19 protein-coding genes are annotated in these 24657 nt (G+C 63.1%); 8 read left to right on the top strand and 11 right to left on the bottom strand.

Annotation, left to right across the window (positions count from 1 at the left end; genetic code table 11):
• Positions 1-80: 80 nt before the first annotated feature.
• From D7241_RS12355 to D7241_RS12345, 3 genes are all read right to left on the bottom strand, one after another.
• Positions 81-1166, bottom strand: a complete 1086-nt coding sequence (locus D7241_RS12355; protein WP_408101772.1) for a 5-(carboxyamino)imidazole ribonucleotide synthase — start codon at positions 1164-1166, stop codon at positions 81-83.
• Entirely contained in the window at positions 1167-1658 is a 492-nt protein-coding gene (gene purE, locus D7241_RS12350) for a 5-(carboxyamino)imidazole ribonucleotide mutase (RefSeq protein WP_255978122.1), read from the bottom strand.
• Between the two features lie 262 nt (positions 1659-1920).
• Positions 1921-2820 (bottom strand): LysR substrate-binding domain-containing protein, encoded by a 900-nt coding sequence (locus D7241_RS12345; RefSeq protein ID WP_408101771.1) that lies wholly within the window; start codon positions 2818-2820, stop codon positions 1921-1923.
• 193 nt (positions 2821-3013) lie between these two features.
• Between D7241_RS12345 and D7241_RS12340 the strand changes: the two genes are divergently transcribed.
• The gene (locus D7241_RS12340) at positions 3014-4438 is read left to right on the top strand and encodes an aspartate ammonia-lyase (RefSeq protein WP_255978126.1); all 1425 of its coding nucleotides are present in this window, start codon (positions 3014-3016) and stop codon (positions 4436-4438) included.
• Between the two features lie 232 nt (positions 4439-4670).
• Here D7241_RS12340 and D7241_RS12335 read toward each other — a convergent pair whose 3' ends face one another.
• Complete coding sequence (locus D7241_RS12335) at positions 4671-5492, bottom strand: helix-turn-helix domain-containing protein (protein ID WP_408101770.1); 822 nt, start codon at positions 5490-5492, stop codon at positions 4671-4673.
• A 161-nt stretch (positions 5493-5653) separates the two neighbouring features.
• On the opposite strand from D7241_RS12335, the gene D7241_RS12330 reads away from it, so the two are divergent.
• Both D7241_RS12330 and D7241_RS12325 read left to right on the top strand, forming a co-directional pair.
• Entirely contained in the window at positions 5654-7102 is a 1449-nt protein-coding gene (locus D7241_RS12330; RefSeq protein ID WP_408101769.1) for an alanine/glycine:cation symporter family protein, read from the top strand.
• 55 nt (positions 7103-7157) lie between these two features.
• On the top strand, positions 7158-8150 hold the full coding sequence (locus tag D7241_RS12325) for an asparaginase (protein ID WP_408101768.1): 993 nt from the start codon (positions 7158-7160) through the stop codon (positions 8148-8150).
• Positions 8151-8164: 14 nt separating this feature from the next.
• Here D7241_RS12325 and D7241_RS12320 read toward each other — a convergent pair whose 3' ends face one another.
• From D7241_RS12320 to nudE, 3 genes are all read right to left on the bottom strand, one after another.
• Positions 8165-11032 (bottom strand): ATP-binding protein, encoded by a 2868-nt coding sequence (locus tag D7241_RS12320; protein ID WP_408101767.1) that lies wholly within the window; start codon positions 11030-11032, stop codon positions 8165-8167.
• 143 nt (positions 11033-11175) lie between these two features.
• Positions 11176-11991: a 3'(2'),5'-bisphosphate nucleotidase CysQ gene (gene cysQ / locus D7241_RS12315; RefSeq protein ID WP_408101766.1), complete on the bottom strand. Its 816-nt coding sequence runs from the start codon at positions 11989-11991 to the stop codon at positions 11176-11178.
• Positions 11988-12554, bottom strand: a complete 567-nt coding sequence (gene nudE / locus D7241_RS12310) for an ADP compounds hydrolase NudE (protein ID WP_255978137.1) — start codon at positions 12552-12554, stop codon at positions 11988-11990. Before nudE ends, cysQ begins: the two co-directional genes overlap by 4 nt.
• Before the next feature lie 121 nt (positions 12555-12675).
• Here nudE and yrfG point away from each other — a divergent pair, with 121 nt between their 5' ends.
• The 5 genes from yrfG to D7241_RS12285 all read left to right on the top strand — a co-directional run bounded on the left by yrfG (position 12676) and on the right by D7241_RS12285 (position 19596).
• A complete protein-coding gene (yrfG, locus tag D7241_RS12305; protein ID WP_408101765.1) occupies positions 12676-13356 on the top strand; it encodes a GMP/IMP nucleotidase in 681 nt (226 codons plus the stop codon).
• Between the two features lie 192 nt (positions 13357-13548).
• The gene (locus tag D7241_RS12300; RefSeq protein WP_408101764.1) at positions 13549-15648 is read left to right on the top strand and encodes a PAS domain-containing protein; all 2100 of its coding nucleotides are present in this window, start codon (positions 13549-13551) and stop codon (positions 15646-15648) included.
• Between the two features lie 127 nt (positions 15649-15775).
• A complete protein-coding gene (gene fdhD, locus D7241_RS12295) occupies positions 15776-16621 on the top strand; it encodes a formate dehydrogenase accessory sulfurtransferase FdhD (RefSeq protein WP_408101763.1) in 846 nt (281 codons plus the stop codon).
• On the top strand, positions 16618-18960 hold the full coding sequence (locus D7241_RS12290) for an FdhF/YdeP family oxidoreductase (RefSeq protein ID WP_408101762.1): 2343 nt from the start codon (positions 16618-16620) through the stop codon (positions 18958-18960). Before fdhD ends, D7241_RS12290 begins: the two co-directional genes overlap by 4 nt.
• Before the next feature lie 174 nt (positions 18961-19134).
• Positions 19135-19596 carry a YMGG-like glycine zipper-containing protein gene (locus D7241_RS12285; RefSeq protein WP_408101761.1) on the top strand — a complete coding sequence of 154 codons (462 nt, stop codon included), beginning with the start codon at positions 19135-19137 and terminating at the stop codon, positions 19594-19596.
• Positions 19597-19707: 111 nt separating this feature from the next.
• On the opposite strand, the gene D7241_RS12280 is transcribed toward D7241_RS12285, so the two are convergent.
• The 4 genes from D7241_RS12280 to D7241_RS12265 form a co-directional block, all read right to left on the bottom strand.
• Positions 19708-20151: an acyl-CoA thioesterase gene (locus D7241_RS12280; protein ID WP_408101760.1), complete on the bottom strand. Its 444-nt coding sequence runs from the start codon at positions 20149-20151 to the stop codon at positions 19708-19710.
• 57 nt (positions 20152-20208) lie between these two features.
• Positions 20209-21372, bottom strand: a complete 1164-nt coding sequence (locus tag D7241_RS12275; protein WP_408101759.1) for an iron-containing alcohol dehydrogenase — start codon at positions 21370-21372, stop codon at positions 20209-20211.
• A gap of 206 nt (positions 21373-21578) precedes the next feature.
• Positions 21579-23369 (bottom strand): acyl-CoA dehydrogenase C-terminal domain-containing protein, encoded by a 1791-nt coding sequence (locus tag D7241_RS12270; protein WP_408101758.1) that lies wholly within the window; start codon positions 23367-23369, stop codon positions 21579-21581.
• 2 nt (positions 23370-23371) lie between these two features.
• A complete protein-coding gene (locus tag D7241_RS12265) occupies positions 23372-24610 on the bottom strand; it encodes a 3-hydroxyacyl-CoA dehydrogenase NAD-binding domain-containing protein (RefSeq protein WP_408101757.1) in 1239 nt (412 codons plus the stop codon).
• Between the last annotated feature and the right edge of the window lie 47 nt (positions 24611-24657).

Below are 24657 nucleotides of genomic sequence, written 5' to 3'. Positions count from 1 at the left end.
AAAATACGCGTTACGTATCTTCGGACCTGAGGCGGACTAGGCAGTTCGCCGCCAAATGCTGCAGGCCAGACGGCCGGTGATCAGTCGCGGGCGATCAGCGACTCGACAGCCGTGATCTGTCGGTCCAGCGTGGCGCGGTCGGGGCAGCGCAGCGTGGCGTGGCCGACCTTGCGTCCGACTTTGAACGCCTTGCCGTAGTGATGCAGGTGACAATCCTCGACGGCGATGACCTTCTCCACCGGCGGCACTTCCCCAATGAAGTTCAGCATGGCGCTTTCGCCCAGCTTCGCCGTCGAGCCTAGCGGCAGCCCAGTGACGGCGCGCAGATGATTCTCGAACTGGCTGCATTCGGCGCCTTCGATGGTCCAGTGACCAGAGTTGTGCACGCGCGGCGCGATCTCGTTGGCCTTGAGCCCACCGTCAACCTCGAAAAACTCGAAGGCCAGCACGCCGACGTAGTTCAGCTGCTGGAGTACGCGGCTGGCGTAATCCTCGGCCAGCGGCTGCAGCGGATGACTGCTGCTGGCCACCGACAACCGCAGGATGCCGTCCTCGTGCGTGTTGTGCACCAGCGGATAAAAACAGGTTTCGCCATCGCGACCGCGCACGGCAATCAGTGAGACTTCGCCGGTGAACGGCACGAAGCCTTCCAGGATGCATGGCACACTTCCCAGCTCGGCAAAGGCATTGGCGACATCGGCCGGCTTGCGCAGGACTTTCTGACCCTTGCCGTCATAACCAAGCGTGCGTGTCTTGAGTACCGCCGGCAGGCCGATGCTGGATGCGGCGACGTCAAGATCTGCCTGGGACTGGATGTCGGCGAATTCCGGCGTAGGAATGCCGAGGTTCTTGAACATGGATTTCTCGAACCATCGGTCACGCGCGATGCGTAGCGCCTCGGCGCTGGGGTAAACCGGCACGAACTGCGAGAGGAAGGCCACGGTTTCGGCCGGCACGCTCTCGAACTCGAAGGTCACCAGATCCACTTCATCGGCCAGCTGGCGCAGGTGATCCTGATCGCCATAGTCGGCGCGTAGGTGTTCGCCGAGGGTGGCGGCACAAGCGTCCGGTGCCGGATCGAGGAAGGCGAAGTTCATGCCCAGCGGCGTCCCCGCCAGGGCGAGCATGCGGCCCAGTTGGCCGCCACCGATCACGCCAATTTTCATTTACGCGTCCCTCGGGTCCGGATTGTCGAGTACCGTCTGCGTCTGCTCGTCGCGGAATTTCTTCAGCGCCGCGTGATACTCGGGAAATTCGTGGCCGATGATGCTGGCCGAAAGCAGCGCCGCATTGACCGCGCCGGCCTTGCCGATGGCGAGGGTGGCAACCGGTACGCCAGCGGGCATCTGTACGATTGACAATAGCGAATCCACACCCGAAAGCATCGACGACTGCACCGGCACACCGAGCACCGGCAGGTGCGTCTTGGCGGCACACATGCCCGGCAGATGAGCAGCACCGCCAGCACCGGCGATGATCACGCGCAACCCGCGCGCTTCGGCCTGTTCGGCGTATTGGAACAGCAGATCAGGGGTGCGGTGTGCGGACACCACGGTGACTTCGTGCGGAATGCCGAGTTTTTCCAGCATCTCGGCGGTGTGGCTGAGGGTGGACCAATCGGACTTGGAGCCCATGATCACGCCTACCAGTGCGGTCATCGTCGTGCCTCTTCGTGGTGCGCTGCGCAGCGCTACAAAACAACAAGCCACGCAACAGGAGCGTGGCTTGCATGTAGGGCAAACCAGCGAAAGGCGCTGGTTCGAAGGCGCGGCATTATACCGGAAAGCCGTAGATGTCGCGCAGCCTGGCGTTACGACCTGTCTGCGTAACTGCAAGGTCGATTTCATCGGATGAATGGCGCTTTTTCCCTTCATGGTTTTTCGCGCCGAAAGGAACGCCACCCGGTCCGCCCTCGCTGCCTTATCCCGCGTCACCCTCCAGCTTGCGCCAGAGCAACCGTACCGTCGCCTTGCGCACCAGGGCGCAGCGATATAGGCGGATTTCCAGCGGCAGCCGCCAGGTTTCGTCGCCGCACTCCACCAGTTCGCCGCGCTGCAGTTCGGCGGCGATGCTCAGGCGCGGCACCCAGGCGACGCCGAGCCCTTGTAGGGCCATGCTTTTCAAGCTGTCGGCCATGGCGGTTTCGTACACCGTGGTGTAGCGCAGGCGGCGCTGGCGCAGCAGGCCGTTGACCGAACGACCGAGAAAGGCGCCGGCGCTGTATGCCAGCAGCGGCACGCTCTGCCCACCTTCGAGATCGAACAGTGCAGCGCCCTGCGCATCCACGGCGCAGACCGGTAGCATCTCGCTATGAGCCAGGTGCATGGATGGGAAAATCTGCGGGTCCATCTGCAGCGCGGCATCCGGGTCGTGAAAGGCCAGCATCAGGTCGCAAGCACCTTCGCGCAAGGCATGTACCGCATCGCCTACGTTAGTCGCCATCAGCCGCGTGCTGGGGTTCAGGCCCAGCTCGCGCAGGCCAGCAATCCACTGCGGGAAAAAACCGAGCGCCAGCGAATGCGCGGCGGATATCTGCAGCACTTCGCCCTGCTGGCCCTCCAGATGATGCAGATGACGCAGCACCTCGCCGAGCTGCTCGACCAGGCTACGCGCAGTGATCAGGAACAGCTGCCCGGCCTCGGTCAACTCCACGGGCGTGCGCGCGCGGTTCACTAGCGTCAAGCCGAGACTGTTTTCAAGGCTGCGGATGCGCCGGCTGAACGCGGGCTGGGTGACGAAGCGCCGTTCTGCCGCCTGGGAAAAGCGTCGCGTCGCCGCCAGTGTGACGAAATCTTCCAGCCATTTGGTTTCGATGTTCATGCCGGCTCCTGGCTGGCTTGGTTTTTTGCTATCGAATGCCCAGCAATAACGCTTGTCATCGAAACGGCGTCACAGCTTTATTATGCCGATCGCGCATGAGGCAGCGTTTAACGGCATTGGCCGGAAACAGGCCACAGCCCTTATGGTAGTGGCCTTCGCGGTAAATACCGCTTTCTCTCGGATGAGAATCCTCATGTCCTCTGCTGCATCATTCCGGCTCGAAAAAGATCTGCTCGGCTCCCTCGAAGTACCCGCTGAAGCCTATTTCGGCATCCAGACCTTGCGCGCCGTGCACAACTTTCGCCTATCTGGTGTGCCGCTGGCGCATTACCCCAAGTTGGTGGTCGCGCTGGCTATGGTCAAGCAGGCGGCGGCGGACGCCAACCGCGAGCTCGGACACCTCAGCGAGGCCAAGCACACGGCGATCAGTCAGGCCTGCGCGCACCTGATCCGCGGCGAGTATCACGATCAGTTCGTCGTCGACATGATCCAGGGCGGTGCCGGCACCTCGACCAACATGAACGCCAACGAGGTGATCGCCAACTTGGCGCTGGAATACATGGGCCACGCCAAGGGCGAGTACCGTCATCTGCATCCAAACAACGACGTGAACATGGCGCAGTCTACCAACGACGCCTATCCCACGGCCATCCGTCTCGGCCTGCTACTGGGTCACGACACGCTGCTGGCCAGCCTCGACAGCCTGGTACAGGCCTTCGCCGGCAAGTCGGCCGAGTTCGCGCACATCCTCAAGATGGGCCGCACTCAGCTGCAGGATGCGGTGCCGATGACCCTCGGCCAGGAATTCCGCGCGTTCGCCACCACCCTTGGCGAAGACCTCGAGCACTTGCGCTTGATCGCACCACAGCTGCTGGTCGAGGTGAATCTCGGCGGCACCGCCATTGGCACCGGCATCAACGCCGATCCCAACTATCAAGCCTTGGCCGTGCAGCGCCTGGCGACCATCAGCGGCCATCCGCTGAAGCCCGCCGCCGACCTGATCGAAGCCACCTCCGACATGGGCGCCTTCGTCACCTTCTCCAGCATGCTCAAGCGCCTGGCGGTGAAGCTGTCGAAGATCTGCAACGACCTGCGCCTGCTCTCCAGCGGCCCGCGCACCGGCATCAACGAAATAAACCTGCCGCCGCGCCAGCCGGGCAGCTCGATCATGCCGGGCAAGGTCAACCCGGTGATTCCCGAGGCGGTCAACCAGGTCGCCTTCGAGGTGATCGGCAATGACCTCGCGCTGACCATGGCCGCCGAAGCCGGCCAGCTGCAGCTCAACGTCATGGAGCCGCTGATCGCCTACAAGCTATTCGACTCCATCGGCCTGCTGCAGCGCGCCATGGATATGCTGCGCGAGCACTGCATCGTCGGCATCACCGCCAACGAAGATCACTGCCGACGCCTGATGGAAAACTCCATCGGCCTGATCACCGCGCTGAACCCCTACATCGGCTACGAAAACGCCACCCGCATCGCCGGCCAGGCGCTGCTCAGCGGCCGCGGCGTGCTGGAACTGGTGCGCGAAGAGCAGTTGCTGGACGATGCCACCCTCGATGACATCCTGCGTCCCGAAAACATGATTGCGCCGAGATTGGTGCCGTTAAAGGGGTGACGCCCACGCGCCACTGCGTGCGGCAATAAGGCGCCCGGTTAGCGGGCGCCGTTCATGCCGGAACTCCCGTTAAACACCCTGAACTCTGCTGAGCTCCTCCGATTGGACGACGGCGCAACAGCGCCATCGCAGCCTGGACCGCTTTACCGTATCCGCTCATCGCCTCGCCCAGGCTCGCCTCTCAGACAGGGGCCCCGCTTGACCAGTTGTCGGAACCGGGCAACCCACCTTTTTATTCGATTTCGAACAGTCCGTCTCGCAGCGACGCCGACGCAAGCCGCTCACGGATTTCCGGGTCGATCCGCGGGTCATCCATGGCATAGAGCATCACCTGGCGATAAGCGTTGACCCGGTTGATCTCCTTGCCCAGGTACTCCCAAACCACGCGGGTGCAGGCCGGGGTACGACGGTCGCCGCTGGAGACGCCGGTCTTCAGGCCGTTCAGGCGACTGATGCGGCTTTTGAAGCTGGGGATCAGGATCGTCTGGCTCATCTCGTTGCCCGTCAGCGACTCATAGTCGATGAGAAACAGGCGGTCCTGCAGATAAAAGGCAGCGCCCAGGTAGCGGCAGCGCACCACCCAATCTTCGGCCTTGGGATTGTCGGCGCGCGACTGCTCCTGGCGCTCCTGCCGTTCAAAGACGAAGCTGCCGCGATCCTCACGCAGGTGCACTAAAGAAAGCAGAATTTGCCCGGGAACCGACAGGCAGTTGGCGTATTCGAAATAATAGCCGCAGTAACGCGACAGGCTGCTGGCGTTGTCGCGCAGTGGCTGGAACAGCTCGAGCAAGGGATCGCTGGCAGCGATGCGCTCCTGATCGTGGCTGCGTATGCCGATCAGCTGTGCGAATTGTTCGCTCGGCAGACCCAGTTCGTAACTTTCGACACCGAAGAAATCACAGATACGTTTTAGGTTGTGTGCTGTCGGCCGGCTTTGCCCGTTGATGTATTTGTTGAACTGGGCGCGATTGATAGCCAGTTTGCGGCACACCTCAGCAATGGAGCGGTAGTGGCTGCAGAGCAGCTTCAGGTTAGTGCCAAGATGGTCGTACATGTGATTTCCAATGATGCAAGCGGCGCGATATTAGCATCAACTCGCGTCAGTTCGCCGCGATCTGCGTAATTGCCTGCAAGGCGCGCTTGACTAACCATTCCGGGGCCGCACGTACAGTGACGCGGCCTCGCCCATCCAGAACAACAAGAGACAACCTCATCATGCTCGATCTTCTCAATGACCTGCTCTGGAGCAAGGTCCTCATCGTCGCACTGGTCGGTCTCGGCCTGTATTTCTCGATTCGCTCACGCTTCGTGCAGTTTCGCTACTTCGGCGACATGTTCAGCATCTTTGCCGAAGCGTTCCAGCGTCAGCCGGGGCAGCTCAGCTCATTCCAAGCGCTGATGCTCTCCGTAGCCGGCCGTGTAGGCGCCGGCAACATCGCCGGCGTTGCCGTAGCGATCATGCTCGGCGGTCCCGGCGCAGTATTCTGGATGTGGCTGGTTGCGCTGCTCGGCATGGCCACCAGTTATTTCGAGTGTTCTCTGGCGCAGCTGTACAAGCGCCGTGAGGCCGACGGCACCTATCGTGGCGGCCCGGCGTTCTACATCCTGCATGGCCTGGGTCAACGCTGGCTGGCAGTGATCTTCTCAATCCTGCTGCTGGTTACGTTCGGTTTCGGCTTCAACGCAGTGCAGTCCTACACCGTCGCCACATCGCTGAACGATACCTTCGGCCTGCCGACATGGATCAGCGGACTGGCCCTGGTCTGCGTGATCGGCGCCATAATCTTTGGCGGCATTAAGCGCATCGCCAGCATGGCCGACGTGCTGGTACCAATCATGGCGTTCTCCTACATCGGTATGGCACTGGTGGTGATCGGCATGAACATTGGCGAGGTGCCGGAAGTCCTGGGGCTGATCGTGCGCAGCGCATTCGGCCTGGAGCCGGCATTCGCAGGCGGCATCGGCGCGGCGATCATCATGGGCGTCAAACGCGGCCTGTTCTCCAACGAAGCCGGCCTCGGCAGTGCGCCGAACGTCGCCGCCGTGGCGCAGGTCAAACACCCGGCCGCGCAGGGTATCGTCCAGTCGCTCAGCGTGTTCATCGACACCCTGCTGGTGTGCACCAGCACCGCGCTGATCATCCTGCTTTCAGGCGTCTACCAGCCAGGCAGCGAAGAAGTCGCGGGCGTGGTTCTGACTCAGACCGCACTGGCCGCAGAAGTCGGCGAGTGGGGCAGGATTTTCGTCAGCACCGCGCTGCTGCTCTTCGTCTTCACGACCCTGGTATACAACTACTACCTTGGTGAAAACGCGCTCAGCTTCTTTAGCACCAAACGTTCGCTGCTGCAGGTGTACCGCGTGTTGGTGATTGCGCTGGTGTTGTGGGGCTCCATGCAGGATCTGTCCACCGTATTCGGCTTTGCCGACGTGACCATGGGGCTGCTGGCGCTGGTCAACCTCGCGGCTGTGTTCCTGCTGTTCAAGACTGGCATCCGCCTGATGCGTGACTATGACAGCCAGCGCAAAGAGGGCGTGAAGACACCCGTGTTCGATCCGAAGGCTTATGCTGATCTGGACCTCGATCACGCCGCCTGGCCGAACAAGGTGCCCGGCACGGTACCGACAAGTGGTACCGTCAGCCCATCCCCGGTTCGTCAGCAGTAGCCTGCGAGTGTCATGAACAGGGGGCTCGACCCCCTGTTTTATTTAGGAGTCCTCCATGCCGGCTTCCAGAAATATCCTGGTGCTGTATACCGGCGGCACCATCGGCATGCAGCAAAGCGCCGAGGGTCTGATGCCCGCCTCCGGTTTCGCCAGTCGACTGCGTGAGCAGCAGGACCAGCAACCACAGCTGCAGCTGCCTGACTGGCAGTTTCGCGAATTGTTACCCCCCATCGACAGCGCCAACATGAACCAGGCCAATTGGCTGGCGATAGCCGAGGCCATTCGCGCCGGCGTCGAACAGGACGGCTGCGATGGCGTGCTGGTGCTACACGGCACCGACACCCTGGCCTACAGCGCCGCGGCCTTGAGCTTCCTCCTGCTTGGGCTCGACGTCCCGGTACTGCTGACCGGCGCCATGCTGCCAGCCGGTGCGCCCGGCAGCGATGCCTGGAGTAATTTGTTCGGCGCCATGCAGACGCTTCACACAGGCGTCGAGCCGGGTGTACATCTGTACTTCAGCGGCCAGCTGATGCATGGCGCGCGGGCCAGCAAGCGGGGCACCGCCACGCTGGATGCCTTTGCCGTCCAGCCTCGCGAGCGGCACGGCCAGCGGGCTCCGAATATTCCCGCCGCGCTCGATTATCGTCAGCCGCGCCGCCCGGTCAGCCTCGCGGTGCTGCCGCTGTATCCGGGCATCCAGGCGGCGCAGGTTCGCGCGATGCTGACCAGTGACGTGCAAGGCCTGTTGCTCGAATGCTACGGCAGCGGCACCGGCCCGGCTGACGATGCCGAGCTGTTGGCGGCATTGAAGCAAGCGCATGAGCGCGGCGTGGTGCTGGCGGCGATCAGCCAATGTCCGCAGGGTCATGTCGAATTCGGCATCTATGCGGCCGGCAGCAAACTGGCGGCCACTGGCTTGGTTTCAGGCGGCGGGATGACCCGCGAAGCGGCGCTGGGCAAGTTGTTCTCGCTGCTCGGCACCGGCATGTCGCAGAAGGAAGTGGAACACTGGTTCGCCCTCGATCTCTGCGGTGAGCGGGCCGATTGAAACCCGCACGCCATTCAGCTCGGCTTAGGACCCGGCGTCTGCAGACAAGCGCGGACCAGCCGGCGTAACTCGTCGAGGTCCAGCGGTTTATTCAGGCGGCCCTGGCAATCGAATCCGCCGCGCGTCTCGCTGGCAGCGCTGAGTACGATGACCGGTAGCTCGCGGGTCGCCGGCGCCTGGCGCAGCAGCGACAACAACTCCTCGCCATTCAGCTCGGGCAGGTTCAGGTCCAGCAGTAGCAGTTCCGGCGGGTCGGTCAGCAGATGCTCCAAGGCCAGCCGGCCGTTACCGATCACGCTGACCTCGCCCATGTCGGCCAGGGCCTTGCGCACCAGCAGCTGGCTGGCCGGATCGTCTTCGACATAGACGATGCGCGGCCGCTCATGGGCTGGCAACACAAGTTGCGGCTCCAGCACCGACAGGGCGATCCAGAAGCGGCTGCCGACGCCGAGCTCGCTCTTCACACCGATGCTGCCGCCCATGAGCTTGGCATATTCCAGACACAGCGACAGCCCGATCCCGGCGCCCTGGATGTTCGAACTTTCGCGTCCTAGCCGCTGGAAAGGTTCGAACATCCGCGTCTGCAGCGTCTCATCGATACCCAGGCCGGTGTCTTCGACCAGCAGACGCACCTGCCCGGCCACCGTTTCGATGCTGAGCAGGATCTGCCCGGACGGCGTGTTGTACTTGATCGCGTTGGACAGCAGATTGAGCAGCACCTGGCGCAGCCGCCGTGGCTCGGCCAGCACCTCGATGGGCGCATCCGGCAGATCGAATTCAAGCCGCAGACCCTGGCGCTGCACGTCCAGAGCAACCAGCTCGGCGCACTCACGCATCAGCGCGGTGACCTCGACCCGCTTCAACTCCAGCCGCGGCCGCTCCGCCTGCAGGCTCGACCAGTCGAGGATGTCACCGAGCAGCTGATTCAGATGCCGGCTGGCCAGCAGAATCTCGTCGAGGTAATCGGCTGCGTCCGGATCGGCTTCGGGCGAGCAGTCCATGCGCATCAACTGGGCGAACCCGAGGATCGCGTTGAGCGGTGTGCGTAGCTCGTGGCTAATGCTGGAGATCAGATGCGTCTTGGCCTCGTTGGCGATCTGGGCCTGCTGAGTGACCTGACGCAGGTCCTCCTCGACCCGCTTGATCGCATCGATATCCACATGAGTGCCGGCTACCAGCGTGGCTTCGCCGGTCTGCGGGTCGCGTTCGAGCACGCGGCCGCGGCTCAGCAACCAGTGGTATTGCCCGAGCGCGTCGGCGAAGCGGAACTCGCTTTCATAATGCAGCGCATCGCCTTGATGCATGCGGGCCAGTTCAGCGCGCACTTTGGACACGTCGAACGGATGGATGCGCTGCAGGAACTGCGCTTCGCTGAGCCGCGACGAGGGCAACCCGAAGCGAGCTGGCAGGCGTCCGCGGAACTGCAGCGTGGCGCTGCGCATGTCGTTTTCCCAGAGGCTTTCGGTGGCGCTTTCAAGCACCAGTTCGAGACGTTTGTGTGCTTGCCAACGCTGCGCCTCGCTGAGTTCGAGTTGCCCGCCAATAGCCTGAGTGTGCTGTGCCAAATCGTCGAGTTCGCGAATATCCGATGAGACTGGCTGCGGCCGCCATTGGCCGCGGCCGATCTGGCCCATCATTCGCGAAATGCTGGCGATCGGGATGAGCAGTGCCTGACTGAGCCGTCGCGCACGCAGCCACATATAGGCGAAGAACAACAGATAGAACAGCAACAGCCCGGCGATCAGTAGATAGCCGATCTGCCGATAGCGGCTGGCCAAGGCGTTGGTCTGACTGAACACTTCAGCCTCGTCCACCACCGCCAGCAAATGCCAGCCAGTTTGCTCTACGGTGGTCCAAGCCACCAACTGCTGCCGGCCATCGAGGTTCAGACGCTGCACACCTTCGGTCTGCGCGGCGATGGCGTGCGCCAGCGCGCGGGTTTCCGGCCGGCGGCCGAGGCGAAAGTCTTCGGGTTTGAAAATCTCCCGGCGAATCGCTTCGTCGTATGAGTGTTCGGTCAGCTCGTCGAGGCCGAACTGCCGCTCGCCCGCCTCGGGCAGCGCCATGATGTTGAGGTCGCGGCTGATCAGCACGCCATAGCCGTTCCAGGGCACCCGCAGTTTGCCTATCTGCTTCAGAATGCCGCTGACGGTGATGTCGATGCCGTTGACGCCCTCGAGAAAATCACCTCGATACGCCGGCGCGATGGCCGACATCATCCAGCCGTGCCCGGCCGGGTCCAGGTACACGTCAGTCCAGACGACCTTGCGCGCCGGGTTGTGCCAGGAGCTGGCCAGGTAATAGAAGTTGTAGCTCGGAATGTTCATGTCCGACGGATACTGCTCCGCAGTGTCGAACCAGGGATAGATGTGGTTGTAGCTGTCCCAGCTGTTGAAATAGAGGCTGGCGATCAGCGGGTTGGCAGCATGCAGCTCCTTCATCAGCGGATCGAGACGACGCAAGCGCGCCACTTTCTCAAGATCCTGCAGTTCAGGCGCGGTGACAGCGGAATAGAAGCTCGCCGCACCGCCCTCGTCGCGCGGGCTATAGCGCACGCCGCCGGAGCCAAGCGTTAAGGGCGGTTGCGGCTCGACGCGGGTGTCGTCCAGCGCACGAACGGTGAAATTGCGAAACAGCGTCGTGGCGCTCGCCACCTGCTGCAGCTGCTGACTGATGATTCGCGACTCGCGATCGGCCGCAGCCTGTAATTCGGACAGCGCGGTTTCGCGCAGATGCTCGATCTGCGCATCACGGATGGCATTGTTGGTCAGCAGGTAGGCCGCGATCAGCACTACCTCGACCAGCACCAGCGGGATCAGCGCGCTCTGGACGAAGGCGCGCCAGATCCATTGTCGTATCCCGGTAGGGGTTTTCGATGACACAACGCCCTCCAGCGATCCGAATCAAACGCTTGGCCTGGCCAACGCCGTCATAGCATCGCCGCAACGGGCTGGCTTCGGCAAGATTGGCATAACAGACAGCAATACCGGACAGCCTGAGCTTGTCCGATTCGGCGAACGCCAGCTTAGCGGCTCGCCAGTTCGATCAGTCCGGCGCGCCAATCAACACCTCGCGGCAGCGCCAGGAAAGACGGATTGAGATAGCTTTCTCGCGCCTCGTAGGTCAGGGTCGCGCCGCTGACATCCAGCACTTCGCCGCCTGCACCTTCGAGCACGCCCTGAGCCGCGGCGGTGTCCCACTGCGAAGTCGGCGCCAATCGTGGATAGCAGTCAGCGGCGCCTTCGGCCAGCAGGCATAACTTCAGCGAGCTGCCGACATTGGCCAATACCAACTCACCGAAACGCTGACGCAAGCCTTCGAGCAATCGCTCTTGCGCGGGGCTGGAATGGCGGCGGCTGGCAACGACCGTGAATCCTTCCGCCGGGCTTTGACGCACCTTCAACGGCCGCGCGGCGCCATCGGCCTCGGCGCGCCATGCACCGAAATCAGCGCCGCCGTAATAGCAGCGGCCATTGGCCGGAATGCCCACCACGCCGAACAGCACCCGCCCCTGTTCGATCAGCGCGACGTTGACGGTGAATTCTTCGCTGCCGGCAATGAATTCCTTGGTGCCATCCAGCGGATCGACCAGCCACCAGCGCGTCCATCCGGCGCGCTCGGCCAGGCTCAGCGCACAGTCTTCCTCGGAGAGCACCGGGATGCCAGCGTCCAGCGCGCGCAGGCCATCGGCCAGCAAATGATGCGCCGCCATGTCGGCAGCGGTGACGGGCGATGCGTCGGCCTTCTCATGCACATACACATCGTTGCGCCAGTGCGGCAGGATGGCCTCGCCGGCGGCACGGACCAGGTCAATGACCGGCGCCAGATACGGATGGCTCATTGGGCGAATTCCCCCCGCTGGGTGAGCAGATCACGCGCCAGATATAGCGCGGCGAGGGCGCGTCCTTCGCTGAACTGCGGGTTCTGGACCAGGCTCGACAGTTCGCGCAGATCGATGCGGTCGACTCGCATCGGCTCCGGCTCGTCGCCCGGCAACTGTTCGGGGTAAAGATCGCGGGCCAGCACGACCTGTATCTTCTGGCTCATGTAGCCCGGCGAGAGCGACAACTCGGTAAGCAACTCGAGGTTGCGCGCGCCGAAGCCAGCTTCCTCTTTGAGCTCGCGGTTGGCGGCGTCCAGCACGTCCTCACCCGGCTCGATCAGCCCTTTGGGCAATGACAGCTCGTAGGTGTCGGTGCCACCGCAGTATTCCTCGACCAGCAACGCTCTGCCGTCAGTATCGAGCGCGACGATCATCACCGCGCCATAGCCGGTGCCCTTGCCGACCAGCCGTTCGTAGGTGCGTTCGACGCCGTTGGAAAACCGCAGCTGCAGCTCCTCGACACGGAACAGACGGCTGGTGGCGACGATCTCACGGGCAAGCACAGTGGGTTTCTGGCGCATGGGAAGTTCCTTGAAACGCGAACCGCAATCATAACCCGGCTTTTTGCACCAACCGTGAACGCTTTGCATCGATCCGACCACTGCCGCACCATTACCGATTGCCGAACCACGAGAGCCTGCCATGATCGCTTCACTGCCCTGGTCCGAGATCGACACTGTCCTGTTGGACATGGACGGCACTCTGCTGGACCTGCACTTCGATAACCATTTCTGGCTCGAATTCCTGCCGCAGCGCTATGCCGAACTGCACGGCATCAGTCGTGCCATGGCCGAAATGGAGCTGATTCCGCTGTTCGCTGAGCACGAGGGCAAGCTCTCCTGGTACTGCCTGGATCATTGGACCCGCGAGCTGAACCTGCCGATCCGCGAGATGAAGCGCGAGATCGCCGACCTGATCGCCTTGCGTCCGGCGGCGGACGAATTCCTCGCCGCCCTGCGCCAAGCCGGTAAACGTGTGGTCCTGATCACCAATGCCCACCGCGACTCCCTGTCGCTGAAGCTCGAACGCATCGAACTGGCACCCTGGTTTGACCGTCTGATCAGCTCACATGACTACGGCTTTCCCAAGGAGCAGGCGCAATTCTGGTACGCGTTGCAAGCTGACCTGGATTTCGATCCCGCCACCTCGCTGTTCATCGACGACAGCCTGCCGGTCTTGCGCAGCGCCCGCGGTTTCGGCGTCGCGCATCTCTTGGCCATCAGCGAACCGGATAGCCGTCGTGGGCAAAAAAACACTGAAGAATTCTCCGCCGTCGACGATTACCTAGAGTTGATTCGCAGCCTGCAGGGTTACGCGGGCTGAACGCAGGCATGCCGCTGGTCTGTTTGATTGCGTAAAACCATGCTCGCCCGAGAGCGGAGGTAGCCGCTCGGTAACATACGAGGTGACGACAACAACGACACGGCCCAGCCCTGGCTGCGCCATACCGGGCATATGAATGCCCCTCAAGCGCGACGCTTACCTAATGACCCACCGCGCATCGATGGACGACATATGGCAGTAGATCCAGAACTCTGGCCGCACGACAGCAGCGAAATGAGTGGCCGCATCCGTCGCCACGACTGGAGCGCAACGCCGCTGGGCCCGATCGATAACTGGCCGGTCTCGCTGCGGGTTCTGGTCGCCACTCTGCTCGAAGCGCCACTACCGATGTGCGTGCTCTGGGACGACAGTGGCGTGCAGTTGTACAACGACGCCCACGCGGCACTGATTGAAGGTCGCCACCCCGCCGCGCTCGGTGCGCCGGTCGCCTCCACCTGGGGTGAAATCTGGGCGGAGCTGGTCGACGCGTGCAACGGCGATAAGCGTAGCCAGGCATGTCTGCTACGCAACCACTGCCTGCCTGGAAATGGCGAGTCTGACGACGTCTGGTTCGATCTGGCTCTCAGCCCCATCCGCGACGGCCAGAAGATCGCCGGACAGCTGTTGTGCATGCGCAATAGCGAAGAGGAAGCGCTACGCCGCAGCGAAGCGAAGATCCGCATGATCACCGACGCCTTGCCGGTTCTCATCGGCTACGTCGACCGGGACGAGCGCTATCGCTTCAACAACCGTCACTATGAAACCTGGTTCGGCCAGCCCCTCGACTCCATTTACGGCAAGCACCTAAAAGATGTGATCGGCGAGCGCGCCTACAACGAGCGCCGCGAACGGATCAAGGCCGCCCTTGCCGGTGAAGAGGCTATCTTCGAGGCGTCCATGCCCCACCGCGACGGTGAGCTGCGCCGAGCTTGGATGCATTACCTGCCGCACCATGACGGCGGAGGAAAAGTAGAAGGTTTCTTTGTCCTGACCCAAGACGTTACCGAGCGCTGGCGCGCCGAGCAGGCGTTGCGCGAACTCAACGAGACACTGGAAAGCCGCGTGCAAGAACGCACCACTGCGCTGGCCGAGGTCTACGAGCGGCTGCTCAAGGAAATGGCCAGCCGCGAACAAGCTCAGGAGGCCCTGCGCCAAGCGCAAAAGATGGAAGCGGTCGGTCAGCTCACAGGTGGCATCGCCCACGACTTCAACAACATGCTCACCGGCATAATCGGCGGGCTGGACCTGATCCAGCGTTACAACCAGACCGGCCGTCACGCCGAAACCCAGCGCTTCATCGATGCCGCCGCCACCTCGGCCAACCGCGCCGCGGCGCTCACCCACCGCCTGCTCGCGTTTGCCCGGCGCCAGCCGCTGAACCTCAAGCGGGTTGATCTGAATGCGATGGTCGAATCGATGCGCGACCTGATGGTGCGCACCCTTGGCAGCCATATTCTGGTCGACGCCCAGTTGCAGCCGGACCTGTGGGCCGCCAACAGCGACGAAAACCAACTGGAGAGCGCGCTGCTCAATTTGGTGATCAACGCTCGCGATGCCATGCCCGACGGCGGCAGTCTGTATATCGCCACCGCAAATGTGCAGCTGTTGCGTAAGTCGGAAGTGGGCGAACTGGCGCCGGGCCGTTACGTCACTCTCAGCGTGATCGACAGCGGCTGCGGCATGACGCCCAAGGTGCTGGCCGCTGCGTTCGAGCCGTTCTTCACGACCAAACCGATCGGCCAAGGCACCGGACTCGGGCTATCGATGATTTACGGCTTCGCCCGCCAGGCCGGCGGCCATGTGCAAATCCGCAGCGAACCCGGTAAAGGCACCGAGGTCACGCTATATCTTCCGGCGCACCACGCAATGCCGATACCAGCGGCGACCAGCAGCCCAGCGGAGCAGCCGCCACAGGCTTTGCAAGGCGAAACCGTGCTGGTAGTCGAAGACGACCCGGCCGTGCGACAACTGGTGTTGGACGTTTTGAGCATGCTCGGCTATCGAGCCTTGGAGGCAGCCGAGGCCAACGCCGCCGTGAAAATTCTGGAAAGCAGCGAACGCATCGACCTGCTGGTTTCGGATGTCGGTCTACCGGGGATGAACGGTCGGCAGCTGGCGGATATCGCCCGTCAGCATCGCCCCGGACTGGGCGTGCTGTTCATGACCGGCTACGCCGAACAAGCGGCTAGCAGCGGATTTCTCGAGGCGGGCATGGACATGATCAGCAAACCGTTCGCTATCGACCACCTGGCCACGCGGGTGCGTGAAATGCTGGCCAGTAACGCATCGTGATGATGAAGGTCGCTGAAACGGCCGTGACTACGCAGGCGCGATACGCGTTGAAAAACCTGCCTGAGCCGCGCACAGTCAGCCGGTCGGCACAAAAACCCGTTCGTACGATCAACCATCGAGCTTGTCCATGAACGCCCCACGCCGCCCCATTGCGCCCCCGGATAGCAGCGCGCCGGCTGATGCCAGCCAGCGCTATCACTTCCAGGCTATTGGCGAGACACGGCAAGAGCCGGTCGAGCTGGCCGAGGAATGCGCCCTGGCCATCGCCTATAACGGCATCAGCCAGGCAGTGATGATGGTTTCGCCGGCTGACCTCGAAGATTTCGTGGTGGGCTTCAGCCTCGGTAGTGGCATCGTCGAAATGGCTGACGATATCTACGACATCCATATCAGCGGCACCGGCAGCGGCCGGCAGGCCGACGTGGAGATCGCCAGTCGCGCCTTCTGGAAACTCAAGGAGCAGCGTCGCCAGCTGCCGGGCAATGCCAGCTGCGGCCTATGCGGCGTAGAGGCGCTGGAGCAGGCACTGCCGCAGCTGCCGGTAATGCCAGTCGCGCCGTTGCCTCCGGCGCATTGGCTGGACGATCTGCGCCAGCGCATCGCCGAATACCAGCCCCTCGGACGAACCTGCGGTGCGGTGCACGCCGCCCTGTTCATGGATGCGCAGGGCGAGATCCTCCTGGGCCGCGAAGATATTGGCCGGCACAACGCGCTGGACAAGCTGATCGGTGCGCTCAGCCGCGCCGGTCATGACGTCGCGGGCGGCGTCGCGGTAGTCACCAGCCGCTGCAGTCTGGAGCTGATCCACAAGGTGCAGCGCGCCGGCATTCCCACCCTGGTCAGCTTTTCATCGCCGACCGGCCTGGCAGCGCAGTGGGCACAGCGACACAACATCAACCTGATCCATATCCCCCACCGCAGCCCGCCGCGGGTCTACAGCACGGCGGCCGGTACGGCCGAGGACCAGCGGTGAGTCTGCAGCCCGAAAAGCCGCGCTATCGACCCTATACCGGCGCCGCCGCCGGCTGGGGTGCGCTGCGCAGCGTCGCGCATTCCTGGCTCGACAGTGAGCAGCCGCTGAAGAATCTGCGCGCGCTGCTGAAGACCAACCAGAACGGCGGCTTCGACTGCCCCGGTTGCGCCTGGGGTGATTCGCCGGAAGACGGTACCGTAAAGTTTTGCGAGAACGGCGCCAAGGCCGTGAATTGGGAAGCCACCACCCGCCGCGTCGACGCTAGCTTTTTTGCGCGCTACAGCGTCAGCCAGCTGCGCGAGCAGAGCGATTACTGGCTCGAATACCAGGGCCGGCTCACCGAGCCGATGCGCTACGACGCCGCCAGCGACCACTACCAGCCGATCGGCTGGGACGCCGCTTTTTCGTTGATCGCCGAACACCTCAAGGCACTTGATAACCCCAACCAGGCCGAGTTTTACACCTCTGGGCGGACCAGCAACGAGGCGGCGTTTCTCTACCAGCTGTTCGTCCGCGCCTACGGCAGCAACAACTTTCCCGATTGCTCGAACATGTGCCACGAAGCCAGTGGCGTCGCCCTTGGTGAAAGCATTGGCGTCGGCAAGGGCAGCGTTACTTTCGAGGATTTCGCACAGGCCGATGCGATTTTCATCCTTGGCCAGAACCCCGGCACCAATCACCCACGCATGCTCGAACCGCTGCGCGAAGCAGTCGCCCGGGGTGCCCAGGTGGTCTGTTTCAATCCGTTGAAGGAGCGCGGCCTGGAGCGCTTCCAGCATCCGCAGCACGCGCTGGAAATGCTCGCCAACGGCTCCGCTCCGCTGAATACGGCGTTTTTCCGCCCGGCTCTGGGCGGCGATATGGCGGCCATGCGCGGCATCGCCAAGCTGCTGTTGTTCTGGGAGCGCGAAGCCCAGTCCAAAGGCGAGCCATCGGTGTTCGATCACGCCTTCATCGAACAGCACACCATCGGCCTGGACAGCTATCTGGCAATGCTGGACGCCACTAGTTGGGAAGACATCGAGCAGCAATCGGACCTTGATCTGGTCCAGCTCGAACAGGCGGCGCGAATCTACCGCAACGCCGAGCGGGTTATCGTCTGCTGGGCCATGGGTATCACCCAGCATCGCCACTCGGTTGCGACCATTCAGGAAATCACCAACCTGCAGCTGCTGCGCGGCAACCTCGGCAAGCCCGGCGCTGGCCTGTGCCCGGTGCGTGGCCACAGCAATGTGCAGGGCGACCGCACCATGGGCATCAACGAGCGCCCGCCGGTGGCGCTACTCGATGCGCTGGAAAATCGCTTCGCTTTTCAAGTGCCGCGCCAATCCGGCCACAACGTGGTGGAGGCGATCGAAGCGATGCTAGAAGGCCGCTCGAAGGTCTTCATCGGGCTGGGCGGCAATTTCGCCCAGGCCACGCCGGACAGCCCGCGCGTACATCAGGCATTGCAGCAATGCGCGTTAACCGTGCAGATCAGTACCAAGCTCAACCGCAGCCATCTGACCGTCGGCCGCGACGCGCTGATCTTGCCGTGCCTCGGCCGCACCGACATCGACCGTCAGGCCAGCGGCCCGCAGGCGGTTACCGTGGAAGATTCGTTCAGCATGATCCACGCCTCCCATGGCCAGCTGGAACCACTCTCGCCGCTGATGCGCTCGGAGCCGGCCATCGTAGCGGGCATCGCCAAGGCCACCCTCGGCATGCATCCGCTGGATTGGGAAGCGCTGATTGCCGACTACGCGAGCATCCGCCGGTTGATCGCCGATACCATTCCCGGTTTCGCCGATTTCAACCAACGTCTGCTGTCACCGGGTGGCTTTCACTTGGACAACCCAGCCGCGTCACGGCTCTGGAACACCGCCAGCGGGCGCGCGAGCTTCATGGCCAGTCCGCTGCCGGAGAGCTTGCTCGACGAAGCGGTACGCAGCACCGGCGAACTGCCGGACCTGACACTGCAGACGCTGCGTTCGCATGATCAGTACAACACCACCATCTACGGCCTCGACGACCGCTATCGCGGCGTTCGCGGCCAGCGCCGGGTAATCTTCGTCAACCCGGTCGATATCCGTCGGCTGGGCTTCGAACCTGGGCAGCAGGTCGATATCCAGTCCCTATGGAATGATGGTATTGAGCGCAAGGTGGAGGGCTTCACTCTGCTCGCCTTCGATATTCCACCAGGCCAGGCGGCCGCCTATTACCCGGAAACCAACCCACTGGTACCGCTGACCAGTGTCGGTATCGGCAGCCACACGCCGACATCCAAGTCCGTCGCCATTCGCCTGTACGCCGCGCAGGGAAATCCGTTGGTCGCAGGCACTCTCACAACCGCAAAATAAAGGCGCCTGATAGCGCCAGATGAAGGGGGCTAGGACCGCTTCGGTTGTTTCCAGTTCCCACGCCAAATCAAATACTTATGAGAAGTGAAAGGCATCACACCTTTTATCGGCAAATACTTGCGTAAGCTTGGTCGGCACGTGAGGATCGCGGCGCCATCCATTAGAGGTTTCGCCATGAAGTATTCCCCCATTCTGCTGTTGTCCGCGAGCCTGCTCAGCAGCGCCGCATTTGCCGGAAGCAACACCGAAGCGGCCGTTGGCGGCGCACTGGGCGGAGCACTCGGCTCAGTGGTCGGTGAACATCTTGGCGGCTCGACGGGTGCAACCATCGGTGCCGGAGTCGGCGGTGCGGCTGGTGGCATGGTTGGTGCGGATAAGCGCAGCCGTACCGAGGCCGCAATCGGCGGCGGTCTTGGTGCGGCAGGCGGCAACGTTATCGGCCAGCGCGTCGGAGGCAGTACGGGCGGCCTGATCGGCGCAGCGGTAGGTGGCGGCGCCGGTGGGGCGATCGGCAATGAGTACGGCGACGATGATGACTACGATCGCCGTGATCGCCGCTACCGAGACGACCATCGCCATGGCCACCCTGGCAAAGCCAAGGGGCATTACAAGCACAAACACAAGCATCACGACTGATTCTGCTGTGCCGTAGCGGTGGATTACACGGCCAATCAGTTGCTAAGGCAGCAATAAGCAGGTTCCGCCCTACCCGGGCGGGGCGATCACCAAGACGTTGCGGGGCGACGTTTACTCGGCCATTACCAACAGCGCCTCAAGCGCTTGGCGCAAACCACTCGGGATCGGCGTCGGCCGGTTGCTGGCGCGATCCACGAATACATGGACGAAGCGCCCCGCCGCACATGCCTGTGGTTCCCCAGCCTTGAAGATCGCCAGCTCATACTGCACCGAGCTGTTGCCGAGCTTGCCCACCCGCAAGCCGACTTCCAAGGCATCCGGAAAAGCGATGGACGCGAAGTAATCGCATGAGGAACTGACCACGAAGCCCACCACGTCGCCTTCGTGGATATCCAGCCCGCCGTGCTCGATCAGATAGGCATTCACTGCGCTGTCGAAATAGCTGTAATAGACGACGTTATTCACGTGGCCATAGATGTCGTTGTCGTGCCAGCGCGTGGTGACAGGCTGAAAGCGGCGGTAGTCAGCGCGCAGATGCTGCGGTTGTTCGGCCATTCGAAAGTCCTTGAAGGCAGGCTGGCGCGTCGCGTTCAACGCAATGCGCCGGAGGGATCAGTAGGCGGCGCGATAGATGGCCAACGCATCGGCTTCGGTAACTTCGCGCGGATTGTTCACCAGCAGGCGCTGTTGCAGCATCGCCTCCTTGGCAAGCTGCGGCAGCATCTCTTCCGGCACGCCAGCGTCACGCAGGCGGGTCGGCAGGCCAACACGGGCGCTCATCTGCTCGAACTCCTCGATCAACTGCTCGGCATAGGTCGAAGGATCATCCTTGCGCAGTCGGTCACCGAGGATGATTGGCGCCAGCTCGCCGTAGTGGGTGGTCGCCGCGCTGACGTTGAAGCGCAGCACCTGCGGCAGCACCAGCGCGTTCGACAGCCCGTGCGGGATGTGGAAGTTGCCACCCAGCGGATAGGCCAGCGCATGCACCGCCGCCACCGGCGCGTTGGCGAACGCCTGGCCGGCCAGACAGGCGCCGAGCAGCATGGCCTGGCGCGCCTCACGGTTCTTGCCGTTGTGCACGGCTTCGTGGAGGTTGGCCGAAAGCAGACGCAGCGCTTCTCGGGCCAGCAAATCGGACAGAGGGTTCTTCTTAAGCGCGCTGGTGTAGGCCTCAATGGCATGCACCATGGCATCGATACCGGTAGCCGCAGTCACAGCGGGTGGAAGACCGAGGGTAAGGTCGGCATCGAGCAACGCCAGGTCCGGCAACAGCAACGGCGAGACCACACCCATCTTGGTTGTTTCGCCTGTAGTGATGATGGCGATCTGCGTAACTTCCGAGCCGGTGCCGGCGGTGGTTGGCACCTGGATCAGCGGCAGCCGCTGGCCCTTGGCGTTGCCCACGCCGTAGATATCCGGCAGCGTCTGCCCGTTGTTCGGGTGGGCCAGCAGCGCGACGAGCTTGGCGACGTCCATCGAGCTGCCGCCGCCAAAGCCGATGACCAGATCCGCTTTCGCCGCTCTGGCCTGCTCCACCGCAGCAAGCACGATATTTTCCGGCGGGTCGGCCACGACCTGATCGTAGACGGCAACCTGCAGGCCTTCAGGCTCGAAGCCCGGCAGCACCTCGCTGAGCAGGCCGAAACGGGTGATGCCGGGATCGGTCACCACCAGCACCGAACGCGCGCCCCGCTCCTTACAAATATTGGCCAGACGCCGCGACGAGCCAGGCTCGCAGATCAACTGGGCGGTTGTGGAGAAGCTGAATGGATGCATCGGTGCCTCCTGGTTTCGTTATGGTTCGGATTCAGCGAGCAAATCAAAAGCCCCCTCACCCCAACCCTCTCCCCTAAGGGAGAGGGGGTATTTCCGTGCATTCGCCCGAGCGCCGAAACTCAACCCCACTCTGTCCCAGCCCCCTCTCCGGGGAGAGGGCTGGGGTGAGGGGCAGCGGCGCCCGCTCGATCACCAACTCGCCCCACTCAAAACGCGAAATCGCTCTCCGGCAACGCCATCAAACACCCAGCGCCACCGAGAATCGCTTCCCGGTGCGCGCTGGCACGCGGCAATACGCGACGCAGATAGAAGTCCGCGCTGGCCAGCTTGGCCTGGTAGAACGCCTCCTCACCGGCGCCTTGCTCCAGCGCATCCTGCGCCCGAGCGGCCGCCTGCAGCCAGAGCCCGGCTAACAACACATAGGCGGAATACTGTAAGAAATCCACCGACACCGCGCCGATTTCCTGAGGGTCGCGCTCGGTAGCGGCGAGAATCTCGGCGGTCAGTTCTCGCCACTCGCCGATGCGCGCCTGAACCTTGCGCGCCATTTCCTGCAACGCCGGCCGGTCGAGTTGCTGGTCGCAGATTTCGCTGAACTCCGCCTGCAACGCCGACAGCTCCGCGCCACCGTCACCGAGCAGCTTGCGGCGGATGTAATCCAGCGCCTGGATGCCGTTGGTGCCCTCGTAGAGCTGGGTGATGCGGCTGTCGCGCATCAGCTGCTCCATGCCCCACTCGCGGATATAGCCGTGGCCGCCGTAGATCTGCACACCGAGGCTGGCGACCTCCTGGCCCATGTCGGTAAAGAAGGCTTTGACGATAGGAATCAGCAGCGCGGCGCGCTTGCCCGCCGCCTTGCGTGCAGCGGTATCGGGGTGACCGTGTTCGAGATCCAGCTGTCGCGCGCAATAGGCCGCCAGCATGCGACTGCCTTCCACCAGGGTCTTCTGCGTCAGCAGCATGCGCCGCACGTCCGGGTGGACGATGATCGGGTCGGCAACCTTGTCTGGGTGCTGTATGCCAGTCAGCCCGCGCGACTGCAGACGTTCACGAGCATAGGTGAGCGATCCCTGATACGCCTGCTCGGCGATGCCGAGGCCCTGCAAACCGACCTGGAAGCGCGCGTCGTTCATCATGGTGAACATGCAGGCTAGGCCTTGATTGGGCTCGCCGACGACCCAACCGGTGGCGCCGTCGAAGTTCATCACGCAAGTGGCCGCGCCCTTGATGCCCATCTTGTGCTCGATGGCGCCACAGCTCAGCGCGTTGCGCGCGCCCGGCGTGCCGTCGGCCTTGGCGATGAACTTCGGTACCAACAGCAGGCTGATGCCCTTCACCCCGGTCGGCGCATCCGGCAGGCGCGCCAGCACCAAATGCACGATGTTCTCGCTCATGTCGTGCTCGCCACCGGAGATGAAGATCTTGCTGCCGCTGACCCGGTAGCTGCCATCCGCTTGAGGCTCGGCCTTGGTGCGCAACAATGCCAGGTCGGTACCGGCCTGCGGCTCGGTCAGGCACATGGTGCCGCTCCAGCTGCCGCTGACCAGCTTCTCCAGATAGGCATTCTTCAGCTCATCGCTGCCGTGCTTGTACAGCGCCAGCACCGCGCCTTCGGTGAGGCCGGAATAGATGCGAAACGACAGCGACGCCGCCATCAGCATCTCGTGGAAGTTGCAGGCCACCAGTTGCGGAAAGCCCTGGCCGCCGTATTCGCTCGGCCCGGTCATGCTCGCCCAGCCGTTGTGGACGTACTGCTTGTAGGCCTCGACGAAACCTTGGGGCGTTTTTACCTCGCCGTCCTGCAGGGTGACGCCCTCTTCATCGCTGTTGCGATTGAGCGGGGCGATCTCGCCGCCGGTGTAGCGCGCAGCCTCTTCCAGCACGCCGTCGATCAATTCGTGATCCAGACCGTTGCCAAGCAGCTCGCAGTGGGCCGTGGCATCGAACAGTTCGTGCAGCACGAAGCGCATGTCACGCAGCGGGGCCTTGTACTCCATGCTCAGGCCTCCTTCTTGTAGTCGACGAAGCGACCGCCGAGCGTGGCCAGGCTGTCGATCAGTTCGGCCGGCTTCCAGTGCGGGCCGTGGCGCTCGGCCAGCGCATTCAAGCGATCGCGAATCGCTGGCAGGCCTTGGCGGTCCGCCCAGGTCATCGGCCCGCCGACTTCGGCCGGGAAGCCGTAGCCGTTGAGATAGACGGTATCGATGTCGGTGCTGGATTCGGCCATGCCTTCCTGGAGAATCTTCGCGCCTTCGTTGACCAGCGCCAGCAAGCAGCGCTCGAGAATTTCCTCCGTACCGATGTCGCGGCGCCGATAGCCCAGCCGCTCGGACTCGCGCTGCACCAGCGCATCTACTTCGGGGTCGTGTTCAGCCTGACGGCTGCCCTCGGCGTAGCGGTAATAGCCCATGCGCGATTTCTGCCCGAAGCGGCCCAGCTCGCAGAGGCGGTTGTCGATCTGCACCTCAGGCTCGTCCTGGCCCTTGCCGGCCAGCTCGCGGGCGCGCCATTCCAGGTCGATGCCGACCACGTCGTACATGCGGAACGGCCCCATGGCGAAGCCGAAGCCTTGCAGCGCCGCGTCCACCTGATGTGGGTAGGCACCTTCGAGCAGCATCATGCGCGCCTCGCGTACGTAGGTGGCAAGCATGCGGTTGCCGATGAAACCCTGGCAGTTGCCGGCGACCACGCTGACCTTACCCATGCGCTTGCCGAGTTCGGTGGAGGCGTCCAGCACCGCTTTCGAGGTCTTCGCACCGCGGACGATTTCCAGCAGCTTCATGATGTGCGCCGGGCTGAAGAAGTGCAGGCCCACGACCTGCTCGGGGCGCCCGGTGACGGCAGCGATGGCGTCGATATCCAGCGCCGAGGTGTTGCTGGCGAGAATGCCGGCTGGCTTAACGATGCCGTCCAGCTCGCGGAAGATGTTCTGCTTCAGCTCGAGGTTCTCGTAGACCGCCTCGATCACCAGATCGACGTCCTTCAGCGCCTGGTAATCGACCACCTTGCCGATGCAGGCGCGGCGCGCCTGGGCCTGCGCCTCGTCGATCCGGCCCTGACGGACGTTGTGCGCGTAGGTGTCGGCCACCACGCCCAGCGCCTGTTCCAGCATCTCGGGGTTGTTGTCCAGCCACAGCACCTGTACGCCGGCGTTGGCCAGGCTCATGACGATGCCACGGCCCATGGTGCCGGCACCGATGACGGCGGCGCGCTGGATATCGAAGCGGGTTTGGCTCATTGCAGCAGTCCTCGTCGCAAGCAGAAAAATCAGAAGACCTACCTTAG

The sequence above is a fragment of the Stutzerimonas sp. VN223-3 genome (assembly GCF_045999685.1).
In the GTDB taxonomy this organism is placed as follows: Bacteria; Pseudomonadota; Gammaproteobacteria; order Pseudomonadales; family Pseudomonadaceae; genus Stutzerimonas; species Stutzerimonas stutzeri_AR.
The sequence above is the reverse complement of the archived record's forward strand: the minus strand, read 5'-3'. Positions and strand labels throughout refer to the sequence as shown.